Below are 22579 nucleotides of genomic sequence, written 5' to 3'. Positions count from 1 at the left end.
AATATCAAAATGATAAAAAGGTCACAGCACATAATGCTCTGACCTTTTTACTCCCTTTCAGGATTATTCTGAGATGACTTACTTCCCGGTGCAAACCAGCCAATTAGTGCGATAGCAACTAATACTCCGTAGAAGATTAAAGTCCAAGTTGTACTGTGCGGAAAATCATGACTTAAAATACCGATATCCTCATGGGCAAGTGTAATTACAGCAAGTTTGACGCCGACCCAGGCAACAATTGCATATGCTGTTGTTTCCAGTGCCGGACGTTTCTCCAGTAATTGTACAAACCAAGTTGCCGCAAATTTAATTAAAATAAGTCCGGCAATTCCTCCGAGAAGTACAACTATGAATTGTCCTCCATCCATACCACCGAAATCTTCTAGCGGTGAATCCGGAAGACCGAGGGCAAGAGCGACTGCAGCTAATATTGAATCAATCGCAAAAGCAAGATCAGCTAATGCAATCTTTCCTACTGTGAACCAGTAGCTTTTTCCTGCTGCTTCCTTTTCATCTTCCTTGTGAATATTTTGATTATTTTTTCCGAATTGCGCCTGAATGACATGCTTTAATCCTAAGTAAAGAAGATAAGCTGCTCCTATCGCCTGTATTTGCCAAACATTTGCAATAAATGATATAGCAAAAAGGGCTGCGAATCGAAAAACAAAGGCCATAATAATTCCGTAATTTATAGCTCTTTTTTTCTCTTCTTCGGGTAAATGCTTGGCTATAACTGCTAGTACAAGGGCATTGTCAGCCGATAACAATCCTTCTAATCCGATTAAAATTAACAATGCCCAAGCATACTCTAGCCATATTGAATCCATCCGCTTCTCTCCTTTCTAAAACTAAAATCAGATAAGGTCTTTGCTCATTAGAATTTCCTATTAAGCCAAATTAAATGCTAAAACATTTTGACAGTTACTTTGCTGTCCTCTATTTGTTATAATTTCGAAAAAAAACAAATCTAGATTGTGGTTTTCTTAGAAAAGGTGACGCGACATTGTGCTTAAAAACTTGATGAATTCATCTTCACTTACAGGTTTACTGTAGTAATAGCCCTGAATTAGATAACATGCATTACGTTGTAACACTGTTAATTGTTCCTTCGTTTCCACCCCTTCTGCGATCACTTTCATGTTTAAAGTATGCGCTAGTGAAATAATGGTATGAATAATTTCATTTCCATCAGTAGAATTTTCGATCCTATTAACAAATTCTCTTGGAATTTTTAAGGTATCAATTGGATACAAAGGGAGATATGCTAATGAAGAATACCCTGTACCAAAATCGTCAATTGATAAATGTACACCATATGATTTTAATGCTTTTAACTTCGATAAGGTTTCTTTTTCATCTACCATTGCTATTCTCTCTGTTAATTCTAAATCAATCGAACTAGCGGGTACCCCTACTTCTTCTATGGTAGATATGATTGCTTGAACAAAATCTTTCTGTTCAAACTCTATAGCTGATAAATTTATCCCCATTTTTAGATTTGCATAGCCTGCAGAATGCCACTTTTTCAGTTGTCGACACGCTTCCTGTAACGTCCATTTCCCAATTGGAATAATTTGCGACGTTTCTTCCGCAATAGGTATAAATTCAAAAGGAGAAATAATTCCCAGTTCTGGATGTTGCCAACGAATTAAAGCCTCTGCACCAATAACCATACCAGTCTTACTGTCAACTTGTGGTTGATATAATAAAAACAACTCATTATTTTCTAATGCCTTCGGTAAATCCTGTTCTAATCGTAATTGTCTTGTTATTTTTTTTGATAATGTCTCGTCATACATGCAAACAGCATTATTACCTTTTTCCTTTGCACTATACATAGCAATATCAGCATGTTGTAAAAGTGTAGTAGTATTTATTCCTCCAAACGGATACACCGCTATTCCTATACTAAGAGATAAATAAAAACTATGTTGATTAACTACAAATGGTTCTTCAGTTATACGAAATAGAGTTTCACACAAATCCAATAGCTGTTGCTCTGTGTGGTTATGGACTATGATCGCAAACTCATCTCCCCCTATTCTCGCTAGAGGAATAGCCGGTGACAGACATGTCCTAAAACGTTTAGCAACTTCTTTTAAAACACTATCACCAATTGAATGTCCCAGTGTATCGTTAATGGTCTTAAAACGATTTAAATCTATATACAAGAGTCCAAATTCACCCTGCGTTTTTCGTGCATGCTCAATGGATTTTTCTAATTCTTGTTGGAAGAATATTCGATTTCCAATCTCCGTCACTGTATCATGGAATGCTAGATAGTTTATCTCATCTTGTTGTTTCTTCATTCTCGTAATGTCTTTTACCATTACATAACTCCCAAAAGTTTGTCCTTCTATCATAATAGGAACAATGGTGACGTACCAAAAATGAATGTCCTTCTCATTATTATTTTTCACACGTAATTGTAACGAAGCCGAACTGCATCGTTTCCCTTCCTGTAGAGCTGCTTCCAATTCAGATCTATCTTCGTCTAAAAAAATCGAGAAGCACTCTTTACCTATTAATTCATCACTGTTTTTTCCTAATAACATACTTCCAGCCTGGTTTATATTTAACACAGTACCATTTGAATTAATCGTTAAAATAGGATCTGGATGATACTCATATAATGACTTAAATCTCTCTTGATTTTTGACCAAGTCATCGGATTTGTTTATTAAATCTTCTGTTCTTTGAGATACTTTTTGTTCTAATTGATTATTAAACACTTTTAACATTTCAGTTAAATCTCTGTTTTGCATTCGTACGATAGTATGACGAATCAGCACAAATACAAATGCAATACAATTCCCAGTAATAAGTGTAGCCGAGGAAGTTTGCTCTTTTAAAGTAAAGCCAATTAATACCGCAACTGCAAGATAAGGAAATATAACAAGAAGTTTCTTCCCAAATGTCGGATCGATAATGAAATAATTCCTTCTAGAAGATGCATTCTTTGAGATCGAAGCAGCAATAGCGATAAATAAAAGGAAAACTCTATACAAACACCTTAATAATACAAGTGAACGATCTGACAAATCATCTTGTAAGTAAAAATACAAGTAGTCCGTAATAGCCAATCCAGTTAATACGAGGATAAAAATAAATAATTTACTTTTCGCATTAAAAATAGCTGGTCGAAAGATTAGACTAACTCCTAATAAAAGAAGTAATAAATCTATAATCGGAAAAATAAATGAGAGAAAAACATCTCCAATTGATAAGAATAAGATATTTGCAGAAGGTTTATTAAACAGGTACCACTCTAATGTAAAAATGGCAGTAACAACAATACATAAATCACAAATTAAATACGCTTTTTCCCACTTGTTACATTCCATAATGATTTTATAAAAGAATGCAAAGAGAAAGAAGAATAAGAAAAACAACAAAAACACATCAGAGATATTAAAATTTTGTATCGGCAATTCTACATTAAGTACTTGAAAAGCGGATATAAAATTCCCTATCAAGAAACACCCTATTGCAATAGTAATGCAAACCCAGAATACTCCTAACTTAATTTTTCCGGATAATATAGAATAAAGTAATGAGATAAATACAGTAGTTTCAACAACTAAGGATGATAGTCGGGTATTAAAATCTGATACGAAATAATGATTCGGAAAAACAAATAAAAATATAAAACAAAAGCTTATATAGAATATTAGAGCTATTGTTAATAAAATAAATTGCAAATGTGAATGTTTAAGCAATATATTCACCTTCTTAAGTCTTTCATCATTTTTAAAAAATTTGTTTCTAATTATTATTCATATTATGACCATTTCAAAAGATTTCTTTCAAAATAAAGCAGCCTTACATTACACCTGCAAATATTTAACAATTCTATAACAGGAATTACAAAAAAATATGAACAGCTATGGCCTTAACACTATCAATTATTGTTATACGAACTATTTATGTAACAAGTTTATTTAATAGCTAATGAGTTCAAAGAATGTTTTCTTTGAACTCATTGTATACTGCCCATCTGAATCGTATAACTTAACTATTTTTAAATTAAAATTTCACGTAAAAATAATGAATGTAGGTGTATGCCCCTATCTATTTATCTTTTTTTCTTCATAACTTCTATAGTATTCATTAAGTACGCTAACTTAAACACCGACTTATTTATAATCCTTAATAAGTCGGCGCCAGTATACACTATAAAACTAAAACACATTACAAATAACAAAATTATACTTTAGCAATTTATAAATTACTTATTCCTAGAATTACTAAATTTCCTTGCACTTATTACAACCTATATTCGGATACATTATTTCCTTTCCATTCATAATAATCTAAAATCCCTTCATAAATGGCTTGTGCTGCAATCTGTCTACCGTTTGCCGTAGATAGTTTACTGTAATCGATACCATTATCTATAAAAGCCAGTTCCGTTAACACAGCTGGCATGCCGTTTTCTCTTATAACATGAAGATCTCCATGTTTAACGCCTCTATCACGTGTTTGAAGGGCCTCTACTAAACGTGCTTGGATTTTTTCCGCTAACACATGACTTTCTTCCACATGAGGGTTTGTTTTTTCGGATTCAGAAGATTTATAATAGTATGTTTCTGTCCCTTTTGCATTACCATTATAAGCATTTGCATGAATACTTATAAAGATATCCCCCTGATTTTGCTTAGCAAATTTAACACGTTCCTGTAAAGAACTTTTTTGATCATGTCCAGGTCTAGTATCAGATTCACGAGTTAATAAAACTGTAAATGGTGTATGTTTTTCAAGCAATTGTTGTAGGCGTAAGGAAGTGTCTAATACAATTTTACTTTCAGGCAATCCCTTTGTGGCTTTTCCAGGATCTTCGCCACCATGTCCAGGATCAATAATGATTGTTTTATTTTCTAAAGGATTTTTCGGACTGGATTGAAGGGTATCTGTTTTGGCAGTAAGTTGTGCGGCTTCTGCACGTGTTATGAATTTATTTGGTTGCCAACCGTTATCTGTACCAACTGAAATTTTTAAATCAATTAAAATATTGGCGAACTTTTCACCCCAATGTCCTTTTAAATCTTCAAATTTACTTTGTCCATTGCTAGGGTTTATATTTTGTAGTTTATATGCATTCACTAGCATTGTAGCCATAGCAGCACGAGTAACTTTTCCAGAAGGATTAAATATTCCATTTCCTTCACCTTTAATTATTCCTGCTTTTTCAGCTGCGGCAATATACGGTGTTCCCCAGTGGTTTTGTGAATCTGTAAAAGATGGTTTTGCATTTAAGTCAATATGTATACCAAGGGCCTTTGTCATAATTGTTGCCGCAGAAGCCCTATCTAATGTATCACTTGAACCAAAAGTTCCATCTGGATAACCACTCAATACTTTTTTATCAACTAAATAATTAACGGATTTGTCAGCCCATGCGGGAACATCTGGGAATTTATGAGTATTTGCAAATGCACTAGATGAATAGGATAGTAGACTTCCAGCAAGAATTCCTGTAGCAATTAATTTGTATTTCAACATGTAACACCTCTAAAAAATTATTACAACTTGGTAAATATATCATTTATAGTTAATCTTTAAATAATACGACCTAGAATAAAGAATGGATTAAACATGCGTTATCGATATATTACAGATATTAAATTTAATTATAACTTTTATTCTGAAAAGAATCCTGAGACATACACTTATAGATAGAGACTATTAAATATATTCACCAATGTCGTGTAACCAGTATAGTTACTTATATGTACGAGTGTCAATTAAAAAAACCTTACACTTTTGTAAGATAACCATGTTAATTATATAGTAAGTAATTATTATATAATGTGAATAATTACTCGGTATAATAAAATAGTAATCTTATATTTTAAACAAATATTGATTATTTTGGTAGGCAAATAACTTATAACAGCCACCTTTTTGGCTATGCTTTTGAATCCTACTTTACTCTTCAATTCTCCTTATTAAAAGTTTGTTGATGAAATGTAATAACAACTGTACGATTATACAGCTTATTCACCTCAATTAAATCAGTTAAATATTGAGGAAGAGTCGGTTTATCTTTAAAATCATTATGTATTAAGCCCTTTCACAGTGACAATACGTATATTCCCAGTATTTTTCGGATCACGATACTACAAAGTAAGACCTAGTTCCTTCCTTTTGTACAAATTTTTGATTTACTAAAATTAATTATAACTTTTCCTCTGCCCGAAATGATTCCATACAAAACAAAAGGGAAATACATAGTATATATGTATTTCCCTTTTGTTTTGTATCCATTTTTATTATGATATGGTCATAACCTGATCGCCACTATCAACCACAATTTTCATTTTTCCGTCTTGAGCGTTATATAATCCCAGCTTATGTAAATCTTTTTTGCACTCTTTTACGAAGAAAGGCAACGTACGAATTTGATCGATATCAGAGCTCGTAATGAAATGAATTAAATGGTGCGTCATTTCTTTAATATCATGTACAAGGTCTTCCTTCTCTCTTTTTAACCTTTCATTTTCAGTTCGTAATGAATCTACCTCACCTTCAAGACCTCGAGCATTCTTTTCCTCTTTCGAACGCTCTGCAGCCATACTAGAAAGCTTATAGATTCCCTCCATAAACTGATGTAATTCATACTCTTTCTTTTCGCGGGATTGACTAATTGTCTCAAAATTATCAACGATACCAGATATAACAGTTACGAGATTCTTTTCGTCCTCTTCACTTTGGAAATCTTCTTTTACTTCCTGTTTTCTTTCTTGTTTCGCCTCAACAACGGTAGCCTTTACAGGTGTATATTTGCGTTTTCGACCCGGCTTCTGTTTTTCAATATTTTCAAACGGGATTTCTTGTTTTTTTAATTTATAATACGTATTCTGTAATTGACTTTCTGTTTTTGGAAATAAATTCAGTTCATTTTTACTAACATATTTTGAAATATTTGCGATATTCAAGCCTTGACGCTGACAAAATTGATATACTTCATACAGTAATTCTAGTTCAGACTTTAACCATGTAATTCCTGATTTTTCATAAACTCGCATACCGCCATTTTTTTCTATATCTATTTGAAATAATACCATTTTATTATATAAATCGATTAGCTCTTCATACTTTACTCGGAATTGTTTCTCTATTTTTTTAAATTCCGCCTCTAATTTCATATCGTTCGTTTTATTATTTGACATGTTTTGTAAAAGATTTAATACATTGATTGCTGTGTGGTGATACATACTCTGTGTCACTCCCCCTCTTCCTTTCACAATTCTCATCTGACTCCCATGTCTTTTAAGAAAATAGCAATTTTTACATATCCATATTATAGCATTTCGAAATTATCTGTCAAATAATTAACATACTAAAAAGTATATAGAGTATATAAAAATAGAAGAGATTTTTTAAGTAAATCATACAAAATCTAACACGATTTTTTTATCAATAAAATGCATTCAATTCTATTATATGGTATTTCCAATATAATTTCACCGAAAATTTTTGAGCTATCGTGAAATATTACTAACACACTCTCTTATATTTTCAAATAAAAAAATCCTACCACCTATTAATTAAACCAATCGATACTCCCTAAATAAGAACAGCTAAATATTTGAAAGCGAGTATTGTCATAAACACTCTAGAGATGTTTGGTCTTTTATACCTGTACATACTAAAAAGAAACTAACCTGTACTATACGGCTAGTTCCTCTTTTCAGCTAAAAATGTATTTTACGCCGACTCTTCCAACTAAAAAACGCTTTTCAAAACCTTTTACAACACTAGCTTATCAACTAAACCAATTAACTCTTGAATGTCTGGCTTACTCACTTGAGCATTCGCCCCAACTGTCTCACCTTTATAGAATAATTCGTTTGTAATTAATGAAGAGAAAATAATAACTGGTAATTGCTTCATTACTTCACTATCTTTAATTATTTTCGTTAAATGATGTCCATCCATTTTTGGCATTTCAATATCTGTAATAAGTAGATGGATATGTTCAAACATTTTTTCACCTTGCTCTTTTGCTAGTTTTTCAATTTGTGCTAATGCTTCTGCACCATTACTGAAGAAATTCATTTTCGTATATCCAGCTGTTGATAATGTTTCTTCTAATATTTGGCGAAGCATCGCTGAATCTTCCGCAATATAAATAACTTTTTCAGCTCGGTCTGTTTTTTGTTCTAATCCTGAAAGAGTTTTATTGTCATAACCACTGTTACTAATTTCGCAAACAATTTTCTCATAATCTAACAATAAGATGATTTTCCCCTCTAGTTTTACAATTCCTGACGTCGTTTCTTCTAGTCCCATAGATAATGAAGCTGGTTCATCAATTTGTTCCCAAGAAATACGTTGAATTCGATGCACTTCATCAACACGGAAAATAACTTTCATTTGGTTTAATTCCGAGATGATAAATTTCGTTTGATCAAGTGGCTTAGTTGATTTTAAATTAAGGGCTGTCGCTAAATTAATAACAGGTAAAATTTCACCGCGTACTTGAACAACACCTTCAACTGCATGATGAGATTCCGGCACTGTTGTAACAGGGAATGGATTAATAATTTCACGCACTTTCATTACATTGATGCTAAATAAATTTTCACCAACAGTATAAGTTACGATTTCTAATTCGTTTGTTCCACTTTCTAATAAAATACTTTGTGCTTGTGACATAAAAGTGTCGCTCCTCTTCTATTAATTCTATATATCTATTTATTAAGCTTTATTAAACTTAAAAAGTCAACTACCTATATAAAAATATAGATAATTGCGTGAGCCTTACAGTTTTAAAATAATAAAAACAGTGGTAAAGCTTAATCTTGTATAAACGAAGCAAGTGCCTCTAATAACACTTCTTGCGCTCCTACAATTTCTGTCGGCATCGCTTCCCATTTTTTCGAAAGATCTTTTTCCACTCTCACTCTAAGCTCTGGATTCATTTCTCCTAGCACATAATCCTTTGTCGCTATATCAACATCAAGGAGTGCAAGTGCATATAATTCCGGATCGTTTATTTTTTTAAATAATTGTTTCAATACCGTTGGTGCTATATGTTTTAATTTTTCAATATGAATTTCTTTATCCGAAAATAGTAACTCATATTGAATAAACGTAACATTTTCTTTAATCACTTTAAAATAGCAATTATTCTTTTTATCATTTACAAAATAACCGTTCGGATCTGCAATAATACCCTCTACTTTACGAATTAACTCTGGTAAATTACTCGCCGTCATTACAGTCCGCTGCTCGACCTCACTCGGCGAAATGAATGTAACGCGATACTTATTCTGCGCCATCCTCCTCACCTCTCCTCTTATATAAACTTAGTCTAATTGTACAATATAACACAACTATCTTAAATTAATCTAAATCTATTTCAAATCGCAGCTTCTAGACTCAGATAGTTCCAATCTTCAAAAAGTGAAGAGGCATCACCTAAACACTTGGATTCCAGCCCATCCAACTACCTTAGAACCACTCCATATCTCTGGTCTTACAACATGTGAGCCACTTATGCAAACCTACTAATCATCGCTAGGCCCTCTCTCAAAACCTAAAAGAAAGCTTTTAAGAGATTTTAAGCCCCTTTCAACAACTCAATGTTATTAAACCAAAAAGCAAGCTGCTGATCCGTAATATCCGGCAACATAACGAAAAACTCACGGCACTTCATCTCATCTTTAAACAATTGATACTTCCAAACACCATTACTACCAATACTTACGAAATAAAATTCGTGTATACGACCAATGATTGCTTGTTTTTCACCAAACGAATATGGGGGCACTTGTTTGATTTCAAATTGATCTGGTAAATATACATGCTCTTCTCGTTCTATTTTTAACACTTGCTCAGCAAGCTCACTTTTATTTTCGAAAAAAGGCAATTGTGAAATTCGCTCTTGTCTTGTCATACGAATATAAAACCCTTTCTACTACGTTACAATTTTTCTTTACTATTTATTATCGAATTAAGTTTACAACTTCAGTTAATACTTCATCTGAAATTTTAATTACTTTCGCATTTCCTTGAAAGCCACGTTGGTATAGCATTAAATCAACAAATTCTACAGATAAATCTACGTTTGCACCTTCTTGTGCACCACCACGTACTTTTCCTGCACCGTTTTGACCAGATACACCTAGTGCTAAAATACCTGTTGTATTTGTCGCTGTAAAGTTACCATTACCGGTTTTCATTAGGCCGCCTTCATTCGGGAGCATCCCAACAGCTAATTGACCTGCCGCTTTCATACTTCCATCAGAATATTTTACCATCACATATCCACCGTCAGTAATAAAACAATCTTTAACAGTTGCCGCTGGTCTACCATCTACGTTTGTTACTGCTATTGTTTTCTCTGTCGGGTGGTTTGTTAATTTACTAAAATCTATTTTTACTGTTCCACCATTAAATGGAATATTCGCTTCAGGGTTTACTGGATCTGGATTCCCTACTGCATCGAATGTCACATTACCACCTGCGCCTTGAACCTCTGTAAACTCAGTTTCTTTTTTCGAGTCATTACGCATCTTTACTGTATATTTGTAATTATGTTCACCATCTTGTGTAAACTCTACGCGCATTGTCCATGTATTACCGGCATCATCATATGCAGGCAATTCTTGCGTAATGTGTTTTGCATCAGCTGGAATGTTCCCTCCAACTATACCTTTTGACGTTCGAATACCACCGATTGCTGATCCCATTGGAATTTGTAGTGGTCCTGGGATACCAGATAAGTCAACATTACCAGTTGATGGATCGGCTGGATAAGCGAATACATATTGACCTCCTGTATTCGTAATATAGTAATCCGAAGATATTGCAAAGGTCCCTTTACGTGTAAATTCCATATTTCCAGCTTTTGAATCACCTACAACGAAGAAACCATTACCTTCCATCGCTGCTTGTACTTTACCACCAGTTAACGTAATTGTACCATCGCTATAATCCGTAACCGTTCCGCTCATTTTCACACCGTTACCGATACTTTTTGGGTTCGTTCCTGCGTATCTATCGTCACCTTTTGCACCAATTGAATTGTTGTACAGTAAATCATCAAACATTGCTTTTTGTTTTTTATAACCAACTGTTTGTGCATTGGCAATATTATTTGAAGTTACACTTAATGCATTTTGTGTTGCATTCAATCCTGTAATACTTGTATATAACGCTTTAATCATAATGCATGAACACTCCCTTATGAATTTGTTGTTTTTACTTCTTCAGTTACTTTTTGATCATCTTTCTTTACATCTTCTGGATTCGTTTCTCCAATCGGTTTATCTGATATTCTTTCAACGAAACGAAGAGATACAACTTTATTATCAATAACAAGCTGTACATCGTTATTTTCTGCAAGACGAACTGTCTCTACTTGACCAGTCACTTTGTTCCCTTCACCGTCAATACCTCTTACATACTTTCCTAAAAACTTCATTCCTCCATCAAGTGCTGTCGAATACATCGTCGTTCTTAAAGAGTCAACTGCCTTTGTCATATTTTGCACTTGTTCCATAAGAGATAACTGTGCTGTTTGGTTCATCATTTGATTCATATCCATCGCATTGAATGGATCTTGATGCTGAAAACTCGCTAAAAACAATTTTAGAAAATCATCTTTCTCCATTACACCGGGAGTTTTTTGAGTACTTGCTGATACTCCGTTTGTTTGTTGAACTGGCGAATGTACGCCATTAACAGGTGCGTTGCTTTTTTGCGCTCCCGCCTGTAACGGAATATGATTTATACTCGTTGCATTTAATCCAACTGTTGGCACGCTTTATTCCTCCAATAATCCAGCAAATTCTTTCGATTCTTGTTTCGTACTTGCTAGTTTTTGCTTTTGTCTTTGCTCTTGTTCTCGTTGTTCTTTACGATGCTCATCTTTTTCTGAATAACTAATTTGAATATTAATTTCTTTTTCTTTTAACTTTAGCTTCAATTCGTCAAAAATCATTTCAACACGTTTTTTCGCATCTTGTTTTTCCATTTCTACATGGACATCAATTTGATCTCCATGCTTTTTCATAAATACAGTTAATGTACCCAGTTTCTCTGGATTTAGCTGGAATAAAACACGTTCTTTTTTCACTACAAACTTTTGCAGAGCTTCTACTTGTGCTTCCATCTTCTTGCCTAAATCAGGTATTGTAACCTTCTCAGCTCCACTATTTTGTTTTCCTATTTGGTCAGTACCCGTTGCTTTATTTAATAACTCAGCCCCGGTCGAATTTGAGTCATTTAACTGATCGACTTTTGGTAACTCTACTTTCACATCATCACTCTCTGCTTTCGGGGGTTCTACTTCCTTAGGCCCCTCTTGTTTCTTTGCAATATTACAAGTTTCTGATTCTACGAATTTTAATACTTGCAATGTTTGCTCTGGCATCGTCACCTTGTCTAACGTCATTAGTATTGTATCTTCTAAATATATGATATTTTCAATATTTATATTCGAAAGAATTTCTTGTAATTGTTGTAATTCAGCTGTAGGCAATTCGTTCAGTTTAATATTCCCGTATTCTTTATATAGTTTTTGTATTTTTTGTATGTATAGATATAACGATTCTGGCTGCACACGCAATTGTTCAATTGCAATCATTTGCCCAGATACAGCTAGTAATAGTTGTTCTGTCTCTTTTTTTTCTTCTTTCTTTTCAATCGACTTTTCTTTCGTTACCGTTTTTTTTGCGAGAAGATATTCTTTCTTCTCTTTTTTTGGTGCTTCTTCTTGTTTCGATTTCTCCGTTTTCGGCTGTTTTTTATTTTCAATTTTCATTGTATTATCGAATGAAGAATTTTCATTTTTCGATTGTACTTCTAGCCCTTTGTCTTTTTGTGGAGATAAACTTTGCTGCACCGGTAATACAAATTGTATCACTACACCCACCTCATCCGTTCATACACATTTTTAAATCAAGAAGCATTTTTTCTTCTAACTTTTCTTTTACTTTCGCAAGATTCTTACAATCTTCTTGATACATTTCATCAATGACACGTTCTTTTTCTTTTATTTGCTCTAAAAGGCTTTCATTTTTTTGAATAAAACCTTCTGTTTTTTTAATTTTCCGATTCCATTCTTCTATTCTTTCAGGTGAAAATGTATGTGAAGACAGCATACCAACCATAATACGTTGCCCAGTTTGTACGACTTTACTGCGTGATTTTACAACATACAAATCATATTCCTTTTTTTGTTCTATTTTTCTTTTTTCAGCTGTTAGTTCGTACACTTCTTTCAAGATTTGTTCTTTCTCTTGATTAATCTGCAATTTTATCGTGTCGTACTGCTGTTTATCCACCCTTTTTCATAGCCCCTTCCTATTATAACGTTCCTTTTTTCTATTATATAGTTTTTTCACAAAAAAAACTGTGAAATATTAAAAACAAAAAAATAAGACCTCGAAGGGCGAGGTCTTACACAATATGGTGCATCGCTTGCACAACATCTTCAAAATGAAAACTATCAGTTCGACCTTGTTTTAAAAACATATTTATATCTTCTACTCTATTTTTACATTCAAAAATATAAGCATTTTCTTCATTTTCTTGAATTGTTCCTAATTTAAAATACAATTCATTTTCTTTATAAATAGATAAAATTTTTCTCATTTCATTTGCAAGTTGCCAATGATTCGGCGATACGATTTCTTCCATAATCCTACTTACCGAATCTAATACAGAAATGGCAGGATAATGACTAAGAGTTGCGAGTTCACGTTTTAATACAATATGTCCATCTAAAATACCACGAGCTAAATCTGGTACAGGACCATTTAAATCATCACCGTCAACTAACACTGTATAAATACCTGTTATTGACCCTTTTTTTGTTTTTCCGGATCGCTCTAATAACTTTTTCATATAACTTTCCATTAACAGTGTTTTACCACCGATTGGTAATTCCTTGACTGCAATGTCTACACTTCGGCGAGCGTCGGCAAAACGAGTAACTGAATCCATCATAAGTAATACATTATTTCCTTGGTCTCGGAAATATTCGGCAATCGACGTTGCAAGCTTTGCCGCCCGAAGTTGCATAAGGTGACTTTCATCTGACGTCGCTACAACAACGACGCTTCTTTTCATACCTTCTTCGCCTAATTCTTTTCGTATAAAGTCTTTTACTTCCCGGCCACGTTCACCTACTAAACTAATAACGTTAATATCTGCTTTTGCATTTTTCGCAATCATTCCAAGTAAAGTAGATTTACCAACACCTGATCCAGCAAAAATACCAATCTTTTGTCCGATACCAATCGTTAACATAGAATCAATCGCTTTAATTCCCGTTTCAAATACGTCTGTAATTTCTTCACGCTCGAACGCATGAATCGGCGGTGCATCTAATTTTATTTTTTCCACTGGAATATTTTCAGCATCTTCGTTTAACACTTCTCCATTTGCACTTAACACCTTGCCAAGCAAATGATTACCACGGGGCACAACGACATCTTCTGCAATTAATGTCACTGAATCTCCGTAACACACTTTTTCTGTCTGTTCAAATGGGAGTAACATATTGTTTTCTTTTTCAATTGCAATCACTTCACATAAGACGCTATGCTCTCCAACGAGACAAACATCTCCAATCTTCGCTTTCGGTCCCTTCGCTACAAAAAACTGCTCTTGTACACTATGAACTTTGCCAACTTTCGTATAAAACGGTGTTTCAATAAACGTAGTCCATTTATTATGTTCGTTCATACATTTTGCTCCTCAAACAACTTTTTCTCTTCCCATTTACGACGAAGTTTCGCAAATATAGGTGCAAATTTAAATTCAAAGAACTCTTTCTCTTCCTCCAAAACAAACTCACCAAACTGTAAAGAAAAATCATACTTCCATTCTACTAATTGTAGTAACCAATACTCTTTCGTATCTTCTTTCTCTTCTTGTATACGCTCAAATGTTTCTGGATGAACCGTTATAATTAACTTTTCAAATGAAGTCGGTAATGTTTGAACGATCCCTGTTAATATTGGCAGAACGTCTAATAATCGTGAATCTATCGCTTGATTCACAATTTTTTCTGCTAATTGAAAAGATTGTTCCCATAATAATTCTGTCCATTCGTATGCCGTTTCTTGTTGCTCCTTTTGAAATTGCATACGTACTGCTTCCATCTGTTCCATTTGTTCATGAATATGCATTTGAAACTCTTCTTTAGCCTGTAACAACTCCTGATGCTCTCGTTCTAACGTTTGTTGCTGCTGCCTTAGCTGATTCATTTCAATATGTAATGCATCTTGCTGCGCAAGAAGCTCTGCATGATCTACTTGTATTTCCCCTTCATCATGAACTCGTATTGGTTTTGGAAACTGTAATTCATACGTTTCTTCAGAAAAAGAAACAGAATTCTTCGGAATTCTGTTTTTAAATAAGGACATCACCTTCACCTCTTTGAATGATAATTCTTCCTTCTTTCTCTAGCTTTTTCACTGTACCTGTGATCATTTGCTGCGCTTTTTCAGCATCCGTCATCTTAAGCGGTCCTAAGCCATCTAACTCTTCTAGAATCATCTCTTTACGGTTTGAAGACATACATGTAAATAATTTCTCTTTAATTTCTTCTTTTGCAATTTTAATTGCTTTCGCAATAACACCATTATCTGTAATTTCTTCTAACACGCGGCGAAGTGCAAGAGCTTCAAGACCGAGTAAGTCTTCAAAAACAAACATATTTTCTTTAATTTTCTCAGATAATTCATAATCGACTTCATCAAGCTTTTGAAAAACTGTTTTTTCAACGCCTCGTGAAACATTATTTAAAATGTTTACAATCGTTTTCAAGCCATCTGTTTTATTAATAGCACTAAATGCCATATTATTTAATTTTGCTTTTAATAACTCACCAATTTGATTAATTAATTCACCATCCACTTGCTCTAGCTTCGCAATGCCCATTACCGTTTCTACACGCTTATGATCTGGTAATCTCTCAATTAATTGAGATGCTAATTGAGGCTTAATATAAGAAGCAATAATTGCTATCGTTTGTGGCGATTCATCATTAAGCACTGTAAGAAGTGGCTCTAAATCTGTTAGTGAATTTAAAAATTCAAATGGATTATCTTTGTTGTACCAAAGGTCTTCTAATAATTTTTCCAAATCGTCTTCTGGCATATTTTTAAATATACGACGAATGTATTCTTTATCTGGGGCTACTAAGTTCAATTCTTTTACATTTAGTTCATACAGAAACTCCCCTAGTACATTTTCTAACGTTTCTGCTGTATATACACGAAACTTCGCAATTTCACGAAGTAACACTTCTTTTTCCTCAGCCGTCATATATTCAATGACTTTTGCTGCCACCCCTTCGTCTAATGTACGAATAAGGATGGCAGCTTTTTCTTTGGAGGAGATTTCATCTAACATTGTTTTTCCTCCCTTACTATCCGTTTAGCCATTTTTTAATAACTTTTGCAGTACCTTCTACATGCTCTCTCGTAGCTTCCTGCACTTGGTCATCTAATGTAGGTTCTGTCGGTTCTACTGGTTCTGGTTCTCGTTTTGGCTCTGGCACTATTTTCTCTTCAGGAATTTCCATAATGCTTTCACTACTAACAGCAACTTCCTCTTCTGCTAAGTATTCTTCATATTCCTCTTCTTCTTTCTTTTTCTTACTCCTTGCTAATAAGAACCATATTAGCAAGGCGAGCGCTAACAAACCTCCTGTAATTCCACCGATTAACCACCAATTCATACCACTTTCTTCTGGTTTTTTTGGCTTGTCTTCTTTCGGTTGATCAAACTGAACAGTTACAACATTAACTTGACCATTTGTAAAGTTTCCGTTCGGATCAGCTTGAAGTCCAGCTGCTGTACCAATTGCTTCTTTGAAAGTTTCCATATCAATTCTTCGTTTTACTAACGTATCATTATCTACCCATAAAACAACATTTGTTTTCGTTAATTCTGGATGTTTCTTAATCGTTTCAACTGTTTTATCTATTTCATAATTTTCGATTTTGTTACCATTTTTATTATCGTAGACAATTTTGCCATTTTGATTATTGTTCGTACCGTAGTTTGGCACTTCGCCGTTCGCTGTAATACCAGCACCTTGCTTCGTATCTGCTCCTTCTTGCGCAGTAGAGCTTTCCTCTTGCTCTTGTTTACTACGAAGTACACCTTTATCACCATACTTTTCAGACTGACGTGTAACTTCATCGTAGTTTACAGATACTTTCGTATTCACTTTATATTCATTTGGCTTAAACATCGTCATTAACGTTGCATCGATATCTCGCTTTAATTTACCTTCAATTTGGTGTTGCATCTCAACTTCTTTCTCATAAGAAGAGGAACTACTGGAATGCGCTTCACCTGCCCCTTTTGAAATAACACCTTTTTTGCTATCTATAACACTCACTTCTTCTGCTTTTACACCAGGAACTGCTGCACTAATCATCTGCTGTATACCTGCAACTTGATCAGCCGTTAATAGTTGACCACGCTTCACACCAACAGTAATCGCTGCTGTCCCCTTTGCTTTTTCCTCATCAAAAATTGTCTCTTTTTCAGGTAATGTAATTTGAACATTTGCCGTTTCTATCACCGCAAAGTTTCTTACAATATCTTGCTCTAATTGCTTTTTCGTACCAACAATTTGTTTCATTTTTTTATCTTGCTCACTTGAACCGAGCGAGCTTTCTAATAAAATTTCCTCACCGCTTTTTGAATTAAACGGTAAGCCCATTCCATTCATTTCTTTTCGAACCCATGGAGCATCATTCTTTTGCACACGAATCGAACCATCGGCCGCTAATTGGTAATCGACACCTAGCTTCGATAATTCTGCTGTAATCTCTTGCTTGTCTGCATCATTTAAATTTTGATATACAACAACATACTTATCTGGCAAGGTGAAGTATAAAAGTGCTCCTGTTACAATTGCTAAAAGCGCAGCACCAATGACTAACTTATGCCACGTTTTTAACGATTGGAAAACATTTTTTAACTTTTCCATTTAAACACACCCGTCCATTTTCCTAAATTTGCATATTAATTAGTGACTTATAATTCTCAATAAGATTATCTCGTACAAGAGCAGCCGTTTTCATTTGAGATTCAGCTTTCTTCTGCTGAATTAAAACGTCATGTGTTTCTCCTACCCCTTTTGTCAATAAATCATATACCGCAGTTTGTGCATTATTTTGCTGTTTATTCATATCTTCCAATAAATCGATAAACTTTCTACCCTCAACTACAGATGTTTGAGAAGTTTTCGGTGCTCCAATTGGCTGAATCGCTCCAAATGGCTGTGTATTTAACAATGGTTGGATTTTCATATTTGCCCTCTTCCCTCTTATCCTCGGCCGATTTCTAAATCTTTATCGAGCATTTTTTTGTTCGCATTTAATACACTTGTATTCGCTTCATACATTTTTTGAGCAACCATTACATTCGTCATCTCAGCTGTCACATTAATGTTCGGATAACGTACATATCCTTCTTCATTTGCATGTGGATGCGTTGGATCATATACTAGATTTTCATTTCGATCTGTTTCAATACTTTTTATTTTCACTCCGTTAGCAGGAGCTCCTTCTAGCATATTTGCAAAATTATTATTTGATTCTAGCACCACACTTCGGCGGTGATACGGCTCTGCGTCTGGTGCTCCCGTCGTATTCGCATTTACGATATTGTTAGAAGTAACTTCCATCCATTTTCTCGCTGTAGTTAGCGCTGAGCCACTTGCATTAATTGCTTGGAACATCGTTGTCTCCCCTTCTACACTTAACGTCCACGTGCTGCTTGGTTAATTGCGTATTGCGTATTAATCGCATTAATTGAGATACCATATAATTGGTTTGTTTTCATTAAATCTAGCATTTCTGTCGTTACATCCACGCTATTTCCATCTTTATTCGTTTGCATTAATTTCGTTTGAATCTTTGCATATGTATTTTTCATATTTGCTGTCGGTAAGTGCATTTCATTCGTTTGATATAAGTCTGAATTACTCTTTAAATCCGCAGCGTTTTTTTTGAATAGTGGATTATTCATATTCATTTGTTCAGCAAATGTTACACCTTGCGCTTTATAGCCCGGTGTATTCGCATTTGCAATATTACTAGAAACAGTATTTCGCTTCGTTACTAAATAATTCATATAATGACTAACATCACTAACTAAGTCCGGCATATTCCACACCCTTCTTTTTTCCATCATACCGCTTACGGCATGATCATCCACTGATGGAAGTTTCACTTCATTATTCATTTCCTTATATTTATTTATTAAAATATTATCTATCATGTACCCTTTCATATTTTATTCCATTTTCCCATTGTTGTCTTTAGAAAAATTAAAAAATATATAAAATAATATAAAAAACTGTATTTACCTAGTAATCTATATAACATTTCGATATAAGAACAATAAAATAACGTTCATTTTTTTATTGTTTAAATTATTGCTATTTTTCCATTACAGTCATAAAGTGAAACCTCAATCAGTGGAACGTCTTTATTCAAACAACAGAATGGATCCCCCTTGTAATAAGAGGAACCCGTTTCCATACTTTACAATTAATATTTACCGTAATACGAATTAGCCTTCATTCGCCCATCATTTGTCATAATCATTTCTTCCAAAATCTTTTGCTTATCTCGAATATGTTGAGCTGCCTTTATTATTAATGGACTCACTTCCGCTGCAACATCTGCTCGCGTCTTTTCACCCAAAGTCATCATCCAGCGATTTAACATAGCACTTTTCTCAGTAAATTCTTCAGCTGATACTTGTAATTCACCGATTTCATTAAAACAGCCGACAAACGCTTGATAAATGTCATTGTTCATTTTCAATTGCTCCGCGGTAACCATCTATTAAATCTTGTAACACTTTCACAATCGCATCAATATCGTTTGCTTCACGCGTTACTTTCATCGTCTGAATTTGAATGCTAATCCAATCGTATAAACCGAATAGGCTATCATACAAATCTTTAGTAATCTCAGGATTTAATTGAAGCTTTAGCTCTTCAAAAATACGTTCTAATTTTTCAAGGAGCGTATCTCCTTCTTGGAGTTTAAAAGTATTTAAAAGCTCTTCTAAATTACGAAACTCAACGATACATCTTTCATAAATAAAAATTGTATTTTTAATTGGATTACTCGTCATAATGTCATTTTGCATATAGCGTTGCCATGCTTGCATACGATCACTTCCTTAACTTTCATTAATCATCACTTTTTTGTTTTGTCATTGCTTTAATTGTTTTTAGTTGCTGATCTAACATCGATAACTGTTGTTCTAACTTTGAATATTTATCAATAATGGTCTCTTGTTTTTGTTTATTCAGCTTATCGATTGCATCAATTTTTTTATCTAGCTCTTTTATTTGCCCCTCTATACTTTTTGACCTCTGCCCTATTACACCTTCATCTCCTAAAATACCATCTAGTTTTTTTTCTATCTCATGCCCTAGTCCATTAAAGCCAAAGAAGAACTGTTTTGCAGTTTCTGGATTCTCCTTAAAAGCCTTACTTAGCTTTTCTTCATCGAGAACCATTTTTCCAGTCTTATCGACTTCAATTCCAAATGAAAACATAAATTTATCATCTTGTTTGTGTCTAAATACATTAGCCATAATATTACTAATAGAAAATGCAATATTATTACCTTGCATAGCTCCATTTTCGCCGGCAAATAAATCGAGCGTTGAAACAGCCTTATTATATTGATCTCTCATTTTTTTTATCATATTGATTGATTCTTTAATGTTTGAATCTTCAATCGTAACCTTAATTGGTTCAGTCGTTTCCTTTTCCAAATTAATAGTTAATCCTGGAATTGTATCAATTTTATTAGAGGGACTGCTATCAGTCATACCATTAATTATAAATTCGGCATTTTGAGGCGCTGTTACTTGTTTGGCAATTACATTTTTTCCATCTATCATTTCTGAAGTTACCAATCCAATGTCTTTTAATATTCCACCTTCACCATCAACTAATTTAATTTCTCCATTTTCCCCAGCAGTAGTTGATGTAAAAAACAACTGTCCACCTAATGAATATACAGACACTCCATAATTTCCATTATTCATTTTATTAACAAAATCCTTATATGTCATCTCTTTAGTAAGCTTAACTTCTTTATCGTTAATACGAAATGTAGCATCTTTTCCAATTTCCGAATCCAATTCGATTATATTTTTAGGATTTTCAGAATCAGATTTATCTATGAGTGTAGTTGTAATCTGATGTCTTTCCGCTACTTTTTTAACATTAATCGTATACGTTCCTGCAAGTGCGGAAGCATCAGCTTGAACATTAATAAATCCCTCTTTAGACACCCCCGCTTTCTTCTCATTCCCTTTAAACGCATACATCTCCTTGAATACTTGCATAAAACTACCGAATTCCTTTTTCATACTCGCATATACATTTCGTTCCGTAGCTAAGGTTTGTTTTTGATTATTGTAAGGCGTTTTTTTCATTTCTAAAGCCTGTAATTCTAAATTTACTAGATTAGAGGTATCAATAATATTGTTACCAAGATTCCATATTTGCTGTCTTCCACCTAAATTTGATACTGAAGTCCCCAAATTTTTCACTCCTTTTCTAGATATAATCTAAAATACTTGTCTTACTCATTGTACTAACCGCTTTTAATGTTGCCTCATACGTCGCATTTATATAAGCTAAATCTGAAATTGCTACCGCTAAATCTACATCTTCTATCTCTTTTCTATTTTCTTGAAGAGCTAGATTTTGTTCACTTAATATCGTCTTAAATGTGTCCACTGTATTTAATATTGAACCTACTTCAGTCGTACGATTCAATATATTATCTAGATTTTTTTTATTTTCTCCCATTACAGATTCCAGTGCATCTTGGTCTCCATTTTGCATAACATCTCTTATTTTTGTTAACGTTTTAATTACGGGTTCCAATAAATCTTTTCCATTGCGAAACATTTTGAGTTCATATCCATCATTTAATTTCCAGGTAACGTCATTTTCCCCACCTTGATATGTACCATCTTCTGCAAATGGTGGTTTTGAAGCACTATCTCCACCAAAAATATATCGCCCTTGTTCTTGTTTATTCGCTAAATACACCACTTGTTTTAAAAGCTGATCAATTTCTGCAGCGCTTGCTTTTAATTCATTAGGACTATTCGTCCCGTTTACCGCTTGCAAAGTTAATTGCTCCACTCTCGTTAAAGATTTCACAATACCTTGTAATGTATTTTCCGTTTGACTTAACACATTTCTAGAATCTGCTATATCCTTTTGCATCTGTTCAATATTTGCTAATGAATGTTGAATCGCAAATGATTTACTTGCTGCAAGTGGATCTTCACTCATGAGAAGATTTTTTTTACCGGAAGTTACTTGATTTCGGTAATATTGCTGTTGCACATTCAAATCCATCATCTGATTCTTTGCCCAGTTTGCATTTTGAAACGTCGATACTCTCATCCCTATCTTCTCCTTTATCTATATTTGACTTGGCAAGAGGAAGCAACTGCCACTTTGTACGGTTATTTTCTTTCTTACCATTCAACCGTTTCATTTCTCTGATCTTATACGGCTTGATCCACTAAAAGGCTCTGTCC

General features: G+C 33.9%; 22 protein-coding genes and 1 pseudogene. All 23 read right to left on the bottom strand.

What is annotated here, in order from left to right:
* Nucleotides 1–47 precede the first annotated feature (47 nt).
* Entirely contained in the window at nt 48–827 is a 780-nt protein-coding gene (locus BAU23_RS05700) for a TerC family protein (protein WP_071733732.1), read from the bottom strand.
* 156 nt (nt 828–983) lie between these two features.
* Nucleotides 984–3719, bottom strand: a complete 2736-nt coding sequence (locus tag BAU23_RS05695) for a sensor domain-containing protein (protein ID WP_071733731.1) — start codon at nt 3717–3719, stop codon at nt 984–986.
* A gap of 547 nt (nt 3720–4266) precedes the next feature.
* Nucleotides 4267–5499, bottom strand: a complete 1233-nt coding sequence (locus tag BAU23_RS05690; RefSeq protein ID WP_000875662.1) for an N-acetylmuramoyl-L-alanine amidase — start codon at nt 5497–5499, stop codon at nt 4267–4269.
* Between the two features lie 445 nt (nt 5500–5944).
* Nucleotides 5945–6177, bottom strand: a pseudogene (locus BAU23_RS30485) (Ger(x)C family spore germination protein); the annotation flags it as partial.
* 95 nt (nt 6178–6272) lie between these two features.
* Nucleotides 6273–7217, bottom strand: a complete 945-nt coding sequence (locus tag BAU23_RS05685) for a DNA-binding domain-containing protein (protein WP_016129061.1) — start codon at nt 7215–7217, stop codon at nt 6273–6275.
* A 535-nt stretch (nt 7218–7752) separates the two neighbouring features.
* Nucleotides 7753–8661 (bottom strand): chemotaxis protein, encoded by a 909-nt coding sequence (locus tag BAU23_RS05680; protein WP_071733730.1) that lies wholly within the window; start codon nt 8659–8661, stop codon nt 7753–7755.
* A gap of 140 nt (nt 8662–8801) precedes the next feature.
* A complete protein-coding gene (locus BAU23_RS05675) occupies nt 8802–9287 on the bottom strand; it encodes a hypothetical protein (RefSeq protein WP_000068330.1) in 486 nt (161 codons plus the stop codon).
* Nucleotides 9288–9568: 281 nt separating this feature from the next.
* The gene (locus BAU23_RS05670; protein ID WP_000198185.1) at nt 9569–9904 is read right to left on the bottom strand and encodes a DUF3964 family protein; all 336 of its coding nucleotides are present in this window, start codon (nt 9902–9904) and stop codon (nt 9569–9571) included.
* Nucleotides 9905–9953: 49 nt separating this feature from the next.
* A complete protein-coding gene (gene flgE, locus BAU23_RS05665) occupies nt 9954–11177 on the bottom strand; it encodes a flagellar hook protein FlgE (protein ID WP_000588293.1) in 1224 nt (407 codons plus the stop codon).
* Between the two features lie 17 nt (nt 11178–11194).
* Nucleotides 11195–11773 carry a flagellar hook assembly protein FlgD gene (locus BAU23_RS05660; RefSeq protein WP_071733728.1) on the bottom strand — a complete coding sequence of 193 codons (579 nt, stop codon included), beginning with the start codon at nt 11771–11773 and terminating at the stop codon, nt 11195–11197.
* A gap of 3 nt (nt 11774–11776) precedes the next feature.
* On the bottom strand, nt 11777–12877 hold the full coding sequence (locus tag BAU23_RS05655; RefSeq protein ID WP_071733726.1) for a flagellar hook-length control protein FliK: 1101 nt from the start codon (nt 12875–12877) through the stop codon (nt 11777–11779).
* 10 nt (nt 12878–12887) lie between these two features.
* Nucleotides 12888–13298, bottom strand: a complete 411-nt coding sequence (locus BAU23_RS05650; protein ID WP_000360878.1) for a hypothetical protein — start codon at nt 13296–13298, stop codon at nt 12888–12890.
* 115 nt (nt 13299–13413) lie between these two features.
* A complete protein-coding gene (gene fliI, locus BAU23_RS05645; RefSeq protein WP_016129057.1) occupies nt 13414–14703 on the bottom strand; it encodes a flagellar protein export ATPase FliI in 1290 nt (429 codons plus the stop codon).
* Nucleotides 14700–15386, bottom strand: coding sequence for a FliH/SctL family protein (locus tag BAU23_RS05640; protein WP_000051730.1), 687 nt, complete (start codon nt 15384–15386; stop codon nt 14700–14702). Before BAU23_RS05640 ends, fliI begins: the two co-directional genes overlap by 4 nt.
* Nucleotides 15373–16377, bottom strand: a complete 1005-nt coding sequence (locus BAU23_RS05635; protein WP_000883358.1) for a flagellar motor switch protein FliG — start codon at nt 16375–16377, stop codon at nt 15373–15375. The genes BAU23_RS05640 and BAU23_RS05635 overlap by 14 nt, the downstream gene beginning before the upstream one ends.
* A 16-nt stretch (nt 16378–16393) precedes the next feature.
* Nucleotides 16394–17971, bottom strand: coding sequence for a flagellar M-ring protein FliF C-terminal domain-containing protein (locus BAU23_RS05630; protein WP_071733724.1), 1578 nt, complete (start codon nt 17969–17971; stop codon nt 16394–16396).
* 22 nt (nt 17972–17993) lie between these two features.
* Nucleotides 17994–18293, bottom strand: coding sequence for a flagellar hook-basal body complex protein FliE (fliE, locus tag BAU23_RS05625; RefSeq protein WP_000701661.1), 300 nt, complete (start codon nt 18291–18293; stop codon nt 17994–17996).
* Between the two features lie 17 nt (nt 18294–18310).
* On the bottom strand, nt 18311–18724 hold the full coding sequence (gene flgC / locus BAU23_RS05620; protein WP_000484667.1) for a flagellar basal body rod protein FlgC: 414 nt from the start codon (nt 18722–18724) through the stop codon (nt 18311–18313).
* A 20-nt stretch (nt 18725–18744) separates the two neighbouring features.
* Nucleotides 18745–19230, bottom strand: a complete 486-nt coding sequence (flgB, locus tag BAU23_RS05615) for a flagellar basal body rod protein FlgB (RefSeq protein WP_321197999.1) — start codon at nt 19228–19230, stop codon at nt 18745–18747.
* A 308-nt stretch (nt 19231–19538) separates the two neighbouring features.
* Nucleotides 19539–19811, bottom strand: a complete 273-nt coding sequence (locus BAU23_RS05610) for a flagellar biosynthesis protein FlgG (protein ID WP_071733722.1) — start codon at nt 19809–19811, stop codon at nt 19539–19541.
* Nucleotides 19801–20169 (bottom strand): flagellar export chaperone FliS, encoded by a 369-nt coding sequence (locus BAU23_RS05605; RefSeq protein WP_001149527.1) that lies wholly within the window; start codon nt 20167–20169, stop codon nt 19801–19803. Before BAU23_RS05605 ends, BAU23_RS05610 begins: the two co-directional genes overlap by 11 nt.
* A 22-nt stretch (nt 20170–20191) precedes the next feature.
* Nucleotides 20192–21562: a flagellar hook-associated protein 2 gene (locus tag BAU23_RS05600; RefSeq protein ID WP_000537346.1), complete on the bottom strand. Its 1371-nt coding sequence runs from the start codon at nt 21560–21562 to the stop codon at nt 20192–20194.
* A 16-nt stretch (nt 21563–21578) separates the two neighbouring features.
* Nucleotides 21579–22442, bottom strand: a complete 864-nt coding sequence (locus BAU23_RS05595; RefSeq protein ID WP_001266420.1) for a flagellar hook-associated protein 3 — start codon at nt 22440–22442, stop codon at nt 21579–21581.
* Nucleotides 22443–22579: the final 137 nt, after the last annotated feature.

It is taken from the genome of Bacillus nitratireducens (genome assembly GCF_001884135.1).
In the GTDB taxonomy this organism is placed as follows: Bacteria; Bacillota; Bacilli; order Bacillales; family Bacillaceae_G; genus Bacillus_A; species Bacillus_A nitratireducens.
This window is presented reverse-complemented; position numbering and strand designations above follow the sequence as displayed.

Coding starts and splice junctions, on each gene's coding strand:
- BAU23_RS05700 (WP_071733732.1), bottom strand. CDS start 827: ATGGATTCAATATGGCTAGAGTATGCTTGGGCATTGTTAATTTTAATC.
- BAU23_RS05685 (WP_016129061.1), bottom strand. CDS start 7,217: ATGTATCACCACACAGCAATCAATGTATTAAATCTTTTACAAAACATG.
- BAU23_RS05680 (WP_071733730.1), bottom strand. CDS start 8,661: ATGTCACAAGCACAAAGTATTTTATTAGAAAGTGGAACAAACGAATTA.
- BAU23_RS05675 (WP_000068330.1), bottom strand. CDS start 9,287: ATGGCGCAGAATAAGTATCGCGTTACATTCATTTCGCCGAGTGAGGTC.
- BAU23_RS05670 (WP_000198185.1), bottom strand. CDS start 9,904: ATGACAAGACAAGAGCGAATTTCACAATTGCCTTTTTTCGAAAATAAA.
- flgE (WP_000588293.1), bottom strand. CDS start 11,177: ATGATTAAAGCGTTATATACAAGTATTACAGGATTGAATGCAACACAA.
- fliI (WP_016129057.1), bottom strand. CDS start 14,703: ATGAACGAACATAATAAATGGACTACGTTTATTGAAACACCGTTTTAT.
- BAU23_RS05640 (WP_000051730.1), bottom strand. CDS start 15,386: ATGTCCTTATTTAAAAACAGAATTCCGAAGAATTCTGTTTCTTTTTCT.
- BAU23_RS05635 (WP_000883358.1), bottom strand. CDS start 16,377: ATGTTAGATGAAATCTCCTCCAAAGAAAAAGCTGCCATCCTTATTCGT.
- BAU23_RS05630 (WP_071733724.1), bottom strand. CDS start 17,971: ATGGAAAAGTTAAAAAATGTTTTCCAATCGTTAAAAACGTGGCATAAG.
- fliE (WP_000701661.1), bottom strand. CDS start 18,293: ATGAAAATCCAACCATTGTTAAATACACAGCCATTTGGAGCGATTCAG.
- flgC (WP_000484667.1), bottom strand. CDS start 18,724: ATGTTCCAAGCAATTAATGCAAGTGGCTCAGCGCTAACTACAGCGAGA.
- flgB (WP_321197999.1), bottom strand. CDS start 19,230: ATGAATAATGAAGTGAAACTTCCATCAGTGGATGATCATGCCGTAAGC.
- BAU23_RS05610 (WP_071733722.1), bottom strand. CDS start 19,811: ATGAACAATGACATTTATCAAGCGTTTGTCGGCTGTTTTAATGAAATC.
- BAU23_RS05605 (WP_001149527.1), bottom strand. CDS start 20,169: ATGCAAGCATGGCAACGCTATATGCAAAATGACATTATGACGAGTAAT.
- BAU23_RS05595 (WP_001266420.1), bottom strand. CDS start 22,442: ATGAGAGTATCGACGTTTCAAAATGCAAACTGGGCAAAGAATCAGATG.